Raw genomic sequence first — 13,646 nt, 5'->3', positions numbered from 1 at the left:
TTCCGTAGTCCGACAACGCCGATCGAGATGCCCTCCGTCCTCAAAACCGTCCTCGCCCTCCCCCTGCGCGCCCTGACCTGGCTCGGCGAGCAGGGCACGCGCGCGGTGGCGGCGATTGCCTTCATCGCGGTCGCGGTGCCGCCGCTCGGCGCGCTGCTGCGGCCCTACGTCACCGAGGCGATCCTCTGCCTGCTCTGCATCTCCTTCATGCGCGTCGATCTCGTCGCGCTCTACGGCCATCTCCGCCGGCCGGCACTGATCGCCAGCGCGACGGCCTGGACCACGCTCGGCGTGCCGCTGGTCGTCGGGCTGCTCGCCCATGGAAGCGGGCTCGACAGAAGCTCGCCCGGTCTTTTCCTTGCGCTGATGCTCCAAGGCATGGCCTCGCCGATGATGGCAGCGCCCGCGCTCGCCGCGCTGATCGGCCTCGATGCCACGCTGCCGCTGGTCACGCTGGTCACCGCGACCGCGCTCGTGCCGTTCACGGCCTCGTTGTTCGCGAGCCTGTTTCTCGGCGGCATGCTCAGCATCTCGCCGCTGACGCTCGGCCTGAAGCTGCTCGGCATCCTCGCGGCATCGCTCATTGGCGCGACTGCGATCCGCTGGATTGTCGGCGCCGCTGCGATCCAACGCCACAAGCGGCCGATCGACGGCCTCAACATCCTCATCCTGCTGGTCTTCGCGTCCGCCGTGATGGGCGACGTCGCGCATGACTTCGTCGCCGATCCCGTGTTCGCGATCGGCGTCGCATTGCTCGCCTTCGCGGTCTATTTCACCCTGCTCGCCGTGACGACGCTGATCTTCCGCCGCGCCGGCACCGAGCGTGCCTTTGCGATCGGCCTGATGGTGTCACAGCGCAATCTCGGCCTGATGCTGGCGGCAACCGCAGGCGCGCTGCCGGCCACGACCTGGCTCTATTTCGCGCTGACGCAATTTCCGATTCACCTTGCGCCCTATCTGCTGACGCCGATCGCACGGCGCCTGACGGCGCATGCAGACACGTCCAGGGCGACGGTTGCTGACAGCTCGAGCTAGAACGCTCTCACGTCGGCGCCCCAGCAGGTTTCGACGCCCTGAAGATATAGCGATTGGTGCTGAAGAAATATCGTCCCGCCCCGGCGAGGCGTTCGAACTCGCTGTGCCATGCATTGAGCTCATCGGCCGAAACGTCGTTCGTGCGGCCGACGAAATCCCGGATCCCCTGTGCCAGTCCCTTGCTGTAGCTCCCGTCATCGTAGCTCAAATTGAGAATCGGAAAGACGGAGGCTCCGTCCAGGTGAAATCCTGCCTTGACCAATCTGGAGGCCAACGATCTGGGCAGACGCGGATGGGCGCAATGCGCCTCCCATGATTTCATGACGGCAGCCATGCGTTTTAGGTTGTCGGAATGCCAGACCACGGCGTCCCAATCCGTTGCGACAAAAATCGTTCGGCCGCCCGGTTTCAGGACGCGAAATGCTTCGATGAGGACGCGGTCGACATCGGGCACGTGCTCGGCGACCTGAGTGCAGACGACGGCGTCAAACCATGCATCGGGCTGATCCAATTCCGTCGCGTTGCCGATGGCATATGAAATCCACTCCGACGCCTTCTGCCGGTTGCAGTCGGCGATCAGGTCGGTCGACACATCAATGCCTACGACAGATCCATGAGGCCCGACGAGCTCAGCCATGCTTTCGCAGAGATAGCCCGGACCGCATCCGATATCGAGAACGCGCTCGCCGGCAGACAGATCGAGCTGCCGGATGGTCTCCGCGCGCTGGGCCTTCACATCGCCCGTGAGATAGATTCTCTGGAGCCGTTTCGCGTTCTCATTGCTGTACTCCATTCCGCTCATCGTCGCCTCCATGGTCGCACGGCCAGTGAGATTTCCTACCCCGCCCGCGCCGCGCGCCGCAGCGCCTGCGGCGGCTGGCCGAAGGCGCGGATGAAGGCGCGCCGCATTCGCTCGGGGTCGCGAAATCCGGTGGTTTCCGCAACGAGCTCGATCGCCTCGCGCGAGGACTGCACCCGCTCGCGCGCGACTTCGAGCCGGAGCCGCTCGACTGCCTTCGACGGCGTCGTGCCGGTCTCGGCGGCAAAGGCGCGGGCAAAATGCCGCGCGCTCATGCCGGCGCGATCGGCGAGCTCCTCCACGGTCAGCGGCGCGTCGAGATTTTCGCGCGCCCAGGATAGCAGCGCGCCGAAGCGGCCGTTCGGCGCCTTCAGCTCCAGGAGCGAGGAGAACTGCGACTGGCCGCCGCTGCGGCGATGGTAGAGCACGAGCTGCCGCGCGGCCTGTTGCGCGATTTCCTCGCCATGGTCCTCGGTGACCATCGCGAGCGCGAGGTCGATGCCCGCGGTGATGCCTGCGGACGTCCACACGTTGCCGTCGCGGGTAAAAATCTGGTCCGGCTCGAACTTCACTCTGGGATAGCGCGCGACGAAGTCGCGCGTCCGGCCCCAATGGGTGGTGGCGCGGCGGCCGTCGAGCAGGCCCGCCTCGGCGAGCACATAGGCGCCTGAGCAGACGCTCGCGACCCGCACGCCGCGCCTCGCCAGCCGCTGCACGAAGGCGCGCGTGACCTCGCAGCGCGCGGCCTCGGCGACGCCGGCGCCGCCCGCGATGACGAGCGTCGTGATCGCATTCGCCGACTTGAGATCTCGCGCCATCATCTCGACACCCGACGAGCTGCGCACGAGCCCCGCCTTCGCCGCCAGCACCCGGAGCGCAAGCGGCTTGCCGGACGCACGCGCCGCGACCTCGAACACCGAGATGGGACCTGCCGCGTCGAGCAGCTGGAAATCCGGGAAGATCAGGATGCCGATCATGGGTCATGTCCGAAAGTGAGGGAATTATGCCATTTTGGACAGAAGGGCATCATGCCAGTTTGCGCCCGTCAAGCTCTTCATTGGAGGTTCTCATGTCGGCGCCGCTCCAGATTGGACTTTTGGTGTTCCCGCGCGTCACCCAGCTCGACTTCACCGGCCCGCTGCAGGTGTTCTCCGCCGTCCCCGGCGCAAAGCTGCACTTGATCTGGAAACGGATCGAGCCGGTGCCGAGCGATTCCGCGCTCATTGTGACGCCGACCACGACATTCGCCGATTGCCCGCAACTCGACGTGATCTGCGTGCCCGGCGGCCGCGGCACCGACGATCTGCTCAATGACGAGGAGGTGCTCGAATTCCTGCGCCGGCAGGCAGAGGGCGCCAAATACGTCACCTCGGTCTGCACGGGCTCGCTGGCGCTCGGCGCCGCCGGTCTGTTGAAAGGCTACCGCGCCGCCACCCATTGGAGCGCGATGGAGATGCTCAGCCAGTTCGGGGCGACGCCGACCAAGACGCGCGTCTGTATCGATCGCAATCGCGTGACGGGCGGCGGCGTCACCGCAGGCATCGATTTCGCGCTGACGCTGGTCTCGATCCTGGTCAATCGCACCGCGGCGGAGGCGATCCAGCTCGGGATCGAATATAATCCGGCGCCGCCGTTCAATTCCGGCTCGCCCGATACCGCGCCCGCCGAAGTGGTCGCTGTCGTCAAGCAGCGCATTGAGCCTTTGCAGGCCTACCGCCTCGATGCCGTCGAGCGCGCGGCGGCGCGTGTGAAGTAGGCATTCCACCCTTCGGTGCTGGAACTGAGGTTTTGGGGGACGAGTTAAACCCGCACAAAACTCGCAGCATCCGGAGCGCAGTCATGGAGCATCTCCACTACCCCAACGAAAGCACTGAATATCGTGCCGCGCGAAATGCGTTGCTGGATGAGGAGATTGCCCTCCGGGCGCAGATTGAGGCCGTTTCCGCCAGGCGTCGCGCGCTGCCGCTCGGCGGCGAGGTGCCCCAGGATTACGTCTTCGAGCGCATCGGCAAAACGAGCATGCCGGAACAGGTCAGGATGTCGGAGCTGTTCGGCCCGCGTGACACGCTGATCCTGTACAGCTTCATGTATGGGCCGGAGCGCGAGCTGCCCTGCCCCGGCTGCACCCATTTGCTTGACGGGCTCGACGGCGCCGCACGGCATGTCGGCGAGCGTGCCGCGCTTCACATCGTTGCAAAATCGCCGATCGCGCGTCTCGCCGCCTGGGCTCACGAGCGCGGTTGGGAACATCTGTCGCTGCTGTCCACCGCCGGCAACAGCTTTGACGCGGATTACTTCGGCGACACCTCGAAATTCTCCAGGGGTATGCGCGCGCAGCACCACGTTCCCGGGGGGCAGAACTGGGACGAAACGATCTTCAACGTCTTCAAGAGAGCGAACGGCAAGATCAGGCACTTCTGGGGCTCGGAGATGAGCTTCGCGCCGGCCGCGCCGAAGCAGCATCATCGCGCCGGTGATCTGGTCGATCCGCTCTGGGGCCTGCTCGACATGACGCCTGAAGGCCGCGGCGACTTCTTCCCGAAGGTGCGCTACGACTGAGGCGCACAAACCGGCTGACGAAGTGCCATCAAAGAAAAAGGCCGCTCGGTTTCCCAAGCGGCCTTTCCTGTCTCACGGCGGCTGCACATTCACATCGGGCGATTTCGGAGCTTCCTGACCGGGGGCCTATCTCCCGATCGAGTCCTGGTCGGCGGCCGCTGCATTTCGGGACAGTCGCGAGCTGTTGCCCGAACCGAACGCGATGGTCTCCCATCTCCGTAAGATGGGATCATTGAGCCGCATCGCCCGCATCCGCGCAACGACCACGTAAGCGGCATCCCCGCTGTTCCCGTTGTCCACAGCGGCGTAGCGCGGATGCATGTGCATCCAGCCGGACGATGAAGATCGCGGGCGGTTAGCCGGGCGTCCAGGGCTGGTAGTCGCCGGTCGCCTTGGGACGCTTGCCGCTGGCGAGCGTCGAGCCCGAGGGCCGGTAGGCGTTGGCCGTGCCGGTGAGATTCGGCTGGTGCGGCTTTTCCCACTCGCGGGGTTGGTAGTTGATCTCGGTCGGCGGGGTGTCGACGACGTGATGAATCCAGCCGTGCCAGGCCGGCGGGATGCGGCTCGCCTCGGCATAGCCATTATAGATCACCCAGCGCCGCTCGAAGCCGAGGGTCGGATCGATCGCGCCGCCGCGGGTGCGATAATAGAGGTTGCCCTGCTCGTCCTGGCCGACCAGTTCCCCGTACCGCTTGGTCCAGAGCTGGGTGCCAAACGTCTGGCCACTCCACCAGGTGAAGAACTTCAGAAAGAACTGTTTCATGCGGCAAGGGCCCTGCTTCGTCGGGTCCTGATGCCATCCGGACGGCGAAATGTCCAGTTCGCCGGGTGCGGCCGTCCCCGCCACAAATGCGGTCCCGCGACACCGATGCTGCCGCAAATGGGACGCGATCCGTTCATGCCCGGTACAGCGGCCCCGCGCAAAGCTGCCATCAGGCGCAAACCGGCGTGATCCCAGGAACTCCAGCCCTTTCATGGGGTTTGGCTTCCGGGAAAGGAGTTTCATCATGAAAAGTGTGAAAGTTTTGAGTGTCGCTGCGGCAGTGGCGTTGGTTCTTCCGTTGGCGAGCCCGAGCTTCGCCCAGAATCGTCCTGCAGCGGGCGGCGGCGCCCATATCGGCGGCGGTGGCGGCGGCGCGTTCCACGGTGGTGGCGGTGCACGCATGGGTGGCGGCGGCTTCGGCGGTGGCGCACGGATGGGCGGTGGCGGTGCCGCGTTCCACAGTGGTGGCGGCAATTTCGCGGCCGGCTCAGCAGTACGCCCAAGCGCGGGCAATTTCGCGACCGGCGCGGCGGTACGTCCGAGCGGCGGCAGTTTCGCAGCCGGCACGGCTGTACGTCCGAGCGGCAGTGGTTTCGTAGCCGGCACGGCGACACGTCCCGCCATCTCGCCGTCTTTCAGCGGGACCCGCAGCGTCGCAACCGCGGGCAACTGGCAGGGCGGTAGCGGCAATTGGAGTGGCCGTCACTGGCGTCATCGTCACGGCGGCTTCTGGCCCGGCTTCGCGGCAGGCGCCGCGATCGGCGGCCTCGGCTCGTATGCCTATTACGGCGGCGGGTACTACGATGATCCCTACTACTATGGCGACACTTACTATGATGAGCCATCGGTAGCAGTGGTGCCCGACAGTGGCGGCGATTCGGCAGCCTACTGCGCGCAGCGCTACAAATCGTATGATCCGGCCTCCGGCACATATCTCGGCTATGACGGGCAGCGTCATCCCTGCCCGTAAGCGGACCGAACACGTTTGAAGCAAAAGGCGTCGCAGCGATGCGGCGCCTTTTTCGCGAGTGTCATACCCCTCACCTGTTTCACGTGTGCCGAGCTTTAGTTTCGACGTTGCATACAAGTTGAAGCAAAGGGACCTCTATTCACCCCGCCGTGCATATCTACCTTGATCCAATCCAAAATTGACCCGACCCACGATTCGCGGATATCACCATTGCTTGTGGGGACTTCGATCTACTGGGAAATGTCATGCCGCGTATCCTCGTGGTAGATGACGATCCGATGGTCGGCGCGACCATCGAGGTCCTCCTCCAACGTCAGGGCTTCGACGTCACGCTGGCTGACGGCGGCGAAACCGGATTGGCTGCGCTGGAAACGCAGGCGTACGACGTGATGCTGGTCGATATCTTCATGCCGCACATGCGCGGCTTCGAATCCATCCGCATCTTTCACGAGCGCGCGCCGGCGATCCCGCTGATCGCGATGTCCGGCTATGCCTTCGCCTCGTCCGCCTCGCCCTCTCCCGATTTCCTGCGCATGGCGCTGGAGCTCGGCGCAAGCCGCTGCCTGCGCAAGCCATTCACGCCGGAAGCGCTGCTGACCAGCATCCGGGAATGCCTCGCCGGCGTGAGCGCACCGAAGGACAAGAAAGAAGCCCCTTGATTCCAACGCAGCGCGTCATTCTCGGTGCTGGACTTGCAATCCTCCTGATCATCACCGCAGCCTCGATTGCCCTCGACGTGAAGTCGCGGTCCGAGGCTGCGTGGGTCAATCACACCGTCCAGGTGCAGAAGAAGATCTCCGACCTGCGCGTGCTGCTGCGCCGCGCCGAGAGCGCCGCGCGCGGCTACGAGCTCTATCGCAGCCCGGGTTTCAAGGACGAGTTCGAGGCGGTGCACGCCCAGATCGCGCCGGCCCTCGCCGATCTCAAGCGCGGCGTGCGCGACAATCCCGATCAGGTCGCGCTGCTGGAAGGCACCGAGCCGCTGGCGCTGCGCCGGGTCGAGATCGCCGCCGAGGCGATGCGCCTGCGCGCCATGAATGACCAGGCCGGCATCACCGCGCTCAACAGCAAGGCCGAAGGCCGCGGGCTGATGGACACGGTGATGACCAATCTCGACCATTTGAGCGCAGATGAGGAACGCCTGCTCGCCGCGCGCTCCCAGGATTCGCGCCGCACCGGCATCGTGCTGCTCGGCATCGACGTCGCCGGCGCGCTGGTGATCCTGCTGCTGGTCGTGATGGTGATGCGCGAGAGCCAGCGCACCCAGTTCGCGCTCAAGAGCACGCTATTGGAGACCACGGCCGCCAAGGAGCAACTCGAGGCCGCGGTCGCCGAGCGCACCGAGCATCTGGTCACCGCGCATGATGAGCTGCGGCTGTCGGTCAACGTGCTCCAGAGCACCTTTCGCAGCATGGCGGAAGCGGTGCTGGTCATTGACGCCGAAGGCAACGTCCTGCTGTCCAATCCGGCCGCTGAACGCATGCTGCTGCACCGGACCGGCATGAACCTCGGCAATCTCCGGGCGCTCTCCGACGTCTTTCACGGCGACGGCATCACGCCGATGAAGGCCCGGGAGCTGCCTTCGGCGCGCGTGCTGCGCGGCGAGGAGTTCGAAGATCTGGAGATGATCGTCCGCCCGCACAGCGACAATCAGGTGCGCCATCTCATGATCAGCGGCCGGCCGATGCTGGACGGGCAAGGCGACGTCTCGGGCGCGGTGCTGGTCTATCACGACGCGACCACCTCGCGCGAGACCGAGCGGCAACTGCACCAGTCGCAGAAGCTGGATGCCATCGGCAAGCTGACCGGCGGCGTCGCGCACGACTTCAACAACATGCTGACCGTCATCTCCGGCAACACGGAGACGCTGGTCGCGAGCCTGCAGCACCAGCCGGAGCTGCAGCGCGTGGCGCGCCTGATCGACGATGCCGCCGAGCGCTGCGCCGAGCTGATCCAGCATCTGCTCGCGTTCGCGCGCAGGCAGCCGCTGCAGCCGCGCAACGTCGAGATCAACGCCGCGATTACGGACATCGCAAAACTGCTGCGCCCCACCCTCGGCGAGCAGATCCAGATCGAGACCGTGCTGGAACAGGGGGCGATGACGGCGCATATCGATCCGTCCCGGCTCACCAATGCCGTGCTCAACATGGCGATCAACGCCCGCGACGCCATGCCGAACGGCGGCAAGCTGCTGCTGGAGACCCACCGCGTCGTGCTCGACGAGGCCTATGCGCAGGCCAATGCGGAGGTTCGGCCCGGCCCCTATGTAATGCTCGCGGTCAGCGACACCGGCACCGGCATGTCGGCCGAGACCCAGCAGATGGCGTTCGAGCCGTTCTTCACCACCAAGGAGGTCGGCAAGGGATCGGGCCTCGGTCTCTCCATGGTCTACGGCTTCGTCAAGCAGTCCGGCGGCCACATCAAGATCTACAGCGAGGAAGACCACGGCACCACGATCAAGCTCTATCTGCCGCCGGGCGAAGGCGCGCCCGACGTCGCCGCAAACGTTGCGCCGCAGGCCGAAGGCGGTGCCGAGACCATTTTCGTGGTCGAGGACGATTCCTTGGTGCGCAACTTCGTCACCGCGCAATTGCAGAGTCTCGGCTACAAGACCATCGCCGGCGCCCGACAGCCGGGTGGCGCTGGAAATGATCGAGGCCGGCCAGGCCTTCGACCTGCTCTTCACCGACGTCGTCATCCCCGGCGGCATCAGCGGGCGCGAGCTCGCCGAGAAGGTCGCAGCGCTGCGCCCCGGGCTCAAGGTGCTCTACACCTCCGGCTACACCGACAACGCCATCGTCCACCACGGCAAGTTAGATGACGGCGTGCTGCTGCTGACAAAACCCTACCGCCGCAACCAGCTCGCCGAGATGATCCGGAAGGCGCTGAATGGTGGCGGCGGGATAGCGCCGAGCTAGCGCGTGGACTCACGAAGGCGCGCCGCGGTCACGTACATATAAGGTCGCGCGCACTGGCTCAGGATGTGAGTTCCGGTTGTCCTCTTGAGACGCCGTGGCTCGCCCAGGATTCGCGCTAGAGGTGTTCCGGAACCGCGTTATGCAACGAGTAAGGCCGTTTTGGTCTTGATCGGACCGGTCTCAAGCGAAAATCAAGCGCATCTCAAGGACAAATCGTCTCACCAGACCAGTCTCTGAGCACGCTCTCGACTACTAATGTTGGAGTCGGCGTCGCGACGGTCCACTGGCGGAGCGCGATGTCGAGCGCAGTCACCAAATGCACAGCTAGGGTCTCGGTCTGCGGCCGCAATTGACGGCGCAGCTTCGACAGGTGCTCGCATGAGAAGACGAGAGTTCATCTTATTGGTTGGTGCGGGGCTGGTCTGGCCTGCGATCGCACGGGCACAGGACGGAGCCAAGCTGCATCGGATCTTCTGGGTCTCCACCGGATCCCAACCGGATCCCTTCCTGGACGGCTTTCGCGAGGGAATGCACGCGCTGGGATACGTCGAGGGCAAGACCGTGACCTTCGAGACGCACTATGCCCCTGGAGATCCGCAGGCATTGCGCAAGATTGTCTCCGAGTTGCACCGGGGCGATATCGACCTTGTCGTCTCGAGCGGTCCGGCGACGCGCGTCATGACTGCGGTCACCGACATCCCCGTGCTGTTTGCATTGAGCGGTGACCCCGTCGCTTTGGGTGTGGTGAAGAGCCTTGCTCACCCCGGCACCAATTTCACCGGCAGCACGTTCCTGTCGCTCGAGCTGGCAGGAAAGCGCGTTGAGCTTCTCAGGGACATTTATCCAAAGCTCCAGAAACTGGCGGTCTTCTCGAACACGGATCATCCGGGAGAGCCGCTGGAATGGCGTGCGACTGTGGAGTCATGCCGGAATCTGGGCATTGAGGCAGCCTACGTTCCGTTCTGTGGCGCCCGCGAAATTGAGAATGCGCTGACGGCTGCCGGCAAAGTGGGCGCCGATGCTCTGCTTGTATTTCCCGATGTTGTGACATTGGTGCATCGTGCGAAGATTGCGGAGTTTGCAATCGAGCACCGGCTGCCTTCGATGTTTGGCTGGTCTGAATATTGTGACGCTGGAGGTCTCTTAAGTTACGGCGCAAACCAGCGCACGACCTATTATCGGCTTGCCACTTATGCCGATCGCATCCTGCGCGGTGAAAATCCATCCGATCTTCCGGTAATGCGCCCCGAGAAGTTTGAACTGGCAGTCAATCTGAAGACAGCCAAGCGTCTGGGTATTGACCTCGATGTGTCATCGATCCTGTTTCGCGCCAGCAAGGTGATCTCCTGAGGGCAGTCATGACGGACGGTGCTCCGCAGTCCTCTTCGTGTGCGATGCCCCCGCGTCGCTCGCTGTTTTGCAAGTACTTCGCGACGCTGTTTGTCGCCGCGGTCGTGCCTCTGATACTCGGCGCGGCCGTCGAGGCATCTTTCGGTTACCGGGACCAGCGTCGCCAGATCAGCGCGGTGCTGCAAGCCGATGCTCGCGCGGCGTCGGACAGAATCGAGGCGTTCACCGACGGCATCCGAGATCAGCTGGGTTGGATGGTGCAGTTTCCCTGGTCTGCTGAAGATGCGCAACATAAGATCGACGCCTTGCGCCTCCTCCAGCAGGTGCCTGCGATCGTTTCGGTTTCGCTTCTGGACGAGACCGGCACCGAACGGGTCTTTGTTTCCCGCCTGCATCTGAACAGGACTGGGCGCGGTATTGACATGTCTGCGGACCCCGCTGTTCTGGGCGCACGGGCCAACAAGGTCTGGTACGGACCGGTTCAGTACCAGCGAGATTCAGAGCCCTACATGAGGATGGCGGTTGCCGGCAGCCTGCCGGCTGCCGGGATTGCGATCGCCGAAGTCAATCTGAAGCTGATCTGGGACGTCATCGCAGCTATTAGAATTGGCGAGACCGGCTACGCCATCGTTATCGATGACTCCGGTCACCTGATCGCCCATCCCGACATCAGCCTGGTTCTGCGCGGCCGCGCCAGTTCGGGCAGTTTCGGCCGGATCAAGCATCTCGTTGGCGCGGCGAGCGAAGCGGCGGTGATAACCGGGGACCGAGGCAAGCCGGTGGTGGCGCTATCCGTTCATGCCGCCGACGTGGGATGGACGGTGATTGCGATGCAGCCGGTCCTGGAAGCCTTTGCATCAATTCGCGCGGCGTTGTGGCGCTCCGCAATTCTCATTGCCTTTGGTGTTCTCATCGCGCTGGCGCTCGCCTATTGGCGCGCGCACAGAATGTCTGGCCCGATCAAGCAACTGGAAGAGGGCGTGGAGCGGATCAGAACCGGACAATTTGAACATCGCATCAAGATCTTCAGTGGTGACGAGTTGCAGCAACTGGCGTTGCGCTTCAATGAAATGGCTTCTGAACTGGCGATCTCGCAGCAAAAATCTGCGCGGATCGAACGGCTGAAGCAGTTCTTGCCGTCACAAGTCGCCGAATTGATCGAGCATTCCCATGAATTGCTCGAAGCGCAGCGACGCGAAGTCGCCGTCATCTTTGGCGACTTGCGCGGCTTCACGGCGTTCTCCACGCGCAATGAACCTGATGTCATCATGGCCGTCATGCGCGAGTACTATGAGGCCGTTGGCGCCGTTACGACTCGTCATGAGGCAACTCTCATCGGCTTCGATGGCGACGGAGTCATGCTCCTCGTCAATGCCCCGGTCGCATGTGAACAGCCGGCAACTCAAGCGGTCCGCCTCGCGATCGACCTGCAAATGACGGTGCAGTCCATCGCCAGCAAGTGGTGCGACGCCGGCCACGCGATCGGCTTTGGTGTGGGCGTTGCCATGGGGCCGGCAACGGTAGGGACGGTTGGTTATAACGGTCGGCTGGACTACACGGCGATGGGAGCCGTCGTGAACCTGGCGTCGCGGCTCTGCGATCTCGCGAAGGACGCACAGATCCTGGCTGATCCGACCATCGCTGGCAGGGTGCGGGACAGCATTCCGTTGGCATCGCTCGGACAGCGGAGCATCAAAGGCTACGACCAGGCACTCGAAGTCTTTGCTGTCGCACCTGCTGACTTGCCCTTGAAACCGTCGGGCTCAGGGCTACGCCGGCGAGAGAAAGAGCCTCAGCCTGGTTGATACACCGGCGTTCAGGGCTAGCGCGTCGCCAGCACCACCGCCGCCAGCGTGAACACCAGCCCGGCGATCTGTCCTGCCCCGAGCGGCTCGCCGAGCGCAAGCGCGGAGGCGACGACGCCGATCACCGGCACCGCCATGGTGCCGATCGCGGCGACCGAGGCCGGCAGGCGCGAAAGCGCTGCGAACCAGCTGACATAGGCGATGCAGAACTGCACCACGGTGGAATAGACCAGCAGCCACCAGCCGACCGGCGTCACCAGCGACAGATGCGTGGTCTCGATCAGGAGGCCGATGATCGAGATCGGCAGGCAGCCGATCCCGATCTGCCAGGCCGCGGCCGTGATCGGCGGCAGATGGATCGGGTACTTCTTCGAGAATACCGTGCCGACGGCAAAGCCGAACGCGCCGCCCAGCGCCATGATGATTCCCGGCAGCTTCTCCGCGCTGGCGGCAATGCCGTTGCCGCCCATGATCGAGGCGAGGCCCGCAAAGGCCATCACCAGCCCGAGGGTGCGCAGCACGGTCGGCCGCTCGCCGAGCACCGGCCAGGCGATGATCGAGGCCCAGACCGGCATGGTGTAGGCGATCAGCGCCGCCTCGCTCGCCGGCAGCCAGAGCAGCGCCAGGCCCATCAGCACCATCCAGCCGGTGACGTTGAGCATGGCGGCGGTGAGGAGGCGCGGCCAGATCGCAGGCTCCACCTTCAGGCTCTGCCGGCGGACGAGCGCCAGCGCTGCCAGCAGCACGGCCCCGAGCACGCCGGTGACCCCGCGCAGGGTCAGCGGCGGCAGCTCAGCGAGCAGGAATTTCGTCACCGGCCAGTTGAAACCCCAGCCGATCGAGGTGATCGCAAGGAACATCAGGCCGGCCGGGGCGATGCGTGGCCGCAGCACCGGGCGAGTCGAATCATGCATGTGGGCAGTCCGGCAAAATCGAGGTCAGCTTGGCGCGGATTCGCACCTCCGACCACCACCTCGGCGGGCATGCCTGCCCTCACCCTCCGTAGGGCTACGTGAGTCCTGCTGACGCAATCCCATCGTCCAAAAATATACCTGCCCTGTGAACAGCGGGATGAAGGTCCGGATCATCACGGGATGGAAATTTTTTCGGTTGGGAATCCCTGAGGACTCACTGATACTTGGCTCAACAACAGGTGCGGGCTTGCCCCCTGTTATCCCCCGCAATCCACCATATTTAGTATTTGATTCAGGAACTCGCACTAGTTCTTGACGGGCGCAACGGAGAGTCCTAGCTTTCGGTCCGTTCGGCGCGAGTGAGTTTGCGTCCCGCCGGCACTCCCCCAAAGGGTCTCGCAAATCACCACTCCGCCGGCCGGCCAAAGGCAGCGGAATAAGGGCTTGTCGCCCTGTGAAAGGGACTTTTCGGGCGCCAGAACGGGCCGGCAAAAGGCTCGAATGGCATCGGTTGAAGAAGTGACGTTGTGGGG

At 64.2% G+C, this 13,646-nt stretch carries 11 protein-coding genes and 1 pseudogene; 8 read left to right on the top strand and 4 right to left on the bottom strand.

The window, feature by feature from the left end; all coding sequences use genetic code 11:
- The first annotated feature begins 27 nt into the window (after positions 1-27).
- Positions 28-1,035, top strand: coding sequence for a Na+-dependent transporter (locus ACVJ19_RS28370; protein WP_453952489.1), 1,008 nt, complete (start codon positions 28-30; stop codon positions 1,033-1,035).
- A gap of 7 nt (positions 1,036-1,042) precedes the next feature.
- Here ACVJ19_RS28370 and ACVJ19_RS28365 read toward each other — a convergent pair whose 3' ends face one another.
- Positions 1,043-1,837 (bottom strand): methyltransferase domain-containing protein, encoded by a 795-nt coding sequence (locus ACVJ19_RS28365; RefSeq protein ID WP_453952488.1) that lies wholly within the window; start codon positions 1,835-1,837, stop codon positions 1,043-1,045.
- A gap of 35 nt (positions 1,838-1,872) precedes the next feature.
- Positions 1,873-2,811 carry a GlxA family transcriptional regulator gene (locus tag ACVJ19_RS28360; RefSeq protein ID WP_453952487.1) on the bottom strand — a complete coding sequence of 313 codons (939 nt, stop codon included), beginning with the start codon at positions 2,809-2,811 and terminating at the stop codon, positions 1,873-1,875.
- 92 nt (positions 2,812-2,903) lie between these two features.
- Here ACVJ19_RS28360 and ACVJ19_RS28355 point away from each other — a divergent pair, with 92 nt between their 5' ends.
- Positions 2,904-3,590: a DJ-1/PfpI family protein gene (locus ACVJ19_RS28355; protein WP_453952486.1), complete on the top strand. Its 687-nt coding sequence runs from the start codon at positions 2,904-2,906 to the stop codon at positions 3,588-3,590.
- A gap of 83 nt (positions 3,591-3,673) precedes the next feature.
- Positions 3,674-4,393 carry a DUF899 family protein gene (locus ACVJ19_RS28350; RefSeq protein ID WP_453952485.1) on the top strand — a complete coding sequence of 240 codons (720 nt, stop codon included), beginning with the start codon at positions 3,674-3,676 and terminating at the stop codon, positions 4,391-4,393.
- A gap of 355 nt (positions 4,394-4,748) precedes the next feature.
- On the opposite strand, the gene ACVJ19_RS28345 is transcribed toward ACVJ19_RS28350, so the two are convergent.
- On the bottom strand, positions 4,749-5,156 hold the full coding sequence (locus ACVJ19_RS28345; RefSeq protein ID WP_092182557.1) for an NADH:ubiquinone oxidoreductase subunit NDUFA12: 408 nt from the start codon (positions 5,154-5,156) through the stop codon (positions 4,749-4,751).
- Between the two features lie 244 nt (positions 5,157-5,400).
- Here ACVJ19_RS28345 and ACVJ19_RS28340 point away from each other — a divergent pair, with 244 nt between their 5' ends.
- The 5 genes and pseudogenes from ACVJ19_RS28340 to ACVJ19_RS28320 all read left to right on the top strand — a co-directional run bounded on the left by ACVJ19_RS28340 (position 5,401) and on the right by ACVJ19_RS28320 (position 12,199).
- Positions 5,401-6,126 (top strand): BA14K family protein, encoded by a 726-nt coding sequence (locus ACVJ19_RS28340; protein ID WP_453952484.1) that lies wholly within the window; start codon positions 5,401-5,403, stop codon positions 6,124-6,126.
- 245 nt (positions 6,127-6,371) lie between these two features.
- Positions 6,372-6,785, top strand: coding sequence for a response regulator (locus ACVJ19_RS28335; protein ID WP_453952483.1), 414 nt, complete (start codon positions 6,372-6,374; stop codon positions 6,783-6,785).
- A pseudogene (locus ACVJ19_RS28330) lies at positions 6,782-9,044 on the top strand (CHASE3 domain-containing protein). The gene ACVJ19_RS28335 and the pseudogene ACVJ19_RS28330 overlap by 4 nt, the downstream one beginning before the upstream one ends.
- A gap of 378 nt (positions 9,045-9,422) precedes the next feature.
- Complete coding sequence (locus ACVJ19_RS28325) at positions 9,423-10,394, top strand: ABC transporter substrate-binding protein (RefSeq protein WP_453952481.1); 972 nt, start codon at positions 9,423-9,425, stop codon at positions 10,392-10,394.
- 8 nt (positions 10,395-10,402) lie between these two features.
- Entirely contained in the window at positions 10,403-12,199 is a 1,797-nt protein-coding gene (locus tag ACVJ19_RS28320) for an adenylate/guanylate cyclase domain-containing protein (RefSeq protein WP_453952480.1), read from the top strand.
- Between the two features lie 17 nt (positions 12,200-12,216).
- Here the strand turns inward: ACVJ19_RS28320 and ACVJ19_RS28315 are convergent, their stop codons facing one another.
- Entirely contained in the window at positions 12,217-13,113 is an 897-nt protein-coding gene (locus ACVJ19_RS28315; protein ID WP_453952479.1) for a DMT family transporter, read from the bottom strand.
- Positions 13,114-13,646 lie beyond the last annotated feature (533 nt).

Source organism: Bradyrhizobium sp. USDA 376 (genome assembly GCF_054063675.1).
Note: the sequence above shows the minus strand (reverse complement) of the source record. Positions and strands in the feature narration are given on the sequence as shown.

Coding starts and splice junctions, on each gene's coding strand:
- ACVJ19_RS28370 (WP_453952489.1), top strand. CDS start 28: ATGCCCTCCGTCCTCAAAACCGTCCTCGCCCTCCCCCTGCGCGCCCTG.
- ACVJ19_RS28365 (WP_453952488.1), bottom strand. CDS start 1,837: ATGAGCGGAATGGAGTACAGCAATGAGAACGCGAAACGGCTCCAGAGA.
- ACVJ19_RS28360 (WP_453952487.1), bottom strand. CDS start 2,811: ATGATCGGCATCCTGATCTTCCCGGATTTCCAGCTGCTCGACGCGGCA.
- ACVJ19_RS28355 (WP_453952486.1), top strand. CDS start 2,904: ATGTCGGCGCCGCTCCAGATTGGACTTTTGGTGTTCCCGCGCGTCACC.
- ACVJ19_RS28350 (WP_453952485.1), top strand. CDS start 3,674: ATGGAGCATCTCCACTACCCCAACGAAAGCACTGAATATCGTGCCGCG.
- ACVJ19_RS28345 (WP_092182557.1), bottom strand. CDS start 5,156: ATGAAACAGTTCTTTCTGAAGTTCTTCACCTGGTGGAGTGGCCAGACG.
- ACVJ19_RS28340 (WP_453952484.1), top strand. CDS start 5,401: ATGAAAAGTGTGAAAGTTTTGAGTGTCGCTGCGGCAGTGGCGTTGGTT.
- ACVJ19_RS28335 (WP_453952483.1), top strand. CDS start 6,372: ATGCCGCGTATCCTCGTGGTAGATGACGATCCGATGGTCGGCGCGACC.
- ACVJ19_RS28325 (WP_453952481.1), top strand. CDS start 9,423: ATGAGAAGACGAGAGTTCATCTTATTGGTTGGTGCGGGGCTGGTCTGG.
- ACVJ19_RS28320 (WP_453952480.1), top strand. CDS start 10,403: ATGACGGACGGTGCTCCGCAGTCCTCTTCGTGTGCGATGCCCCCGCGT.
- ACVJ19_RS28315 (WP_453952479.1), bottom strand. CDS start 13,113: ATGCATGATTCGACTCGCCCGGTGCTGCGGCCACGCATCGCCCCGGCC.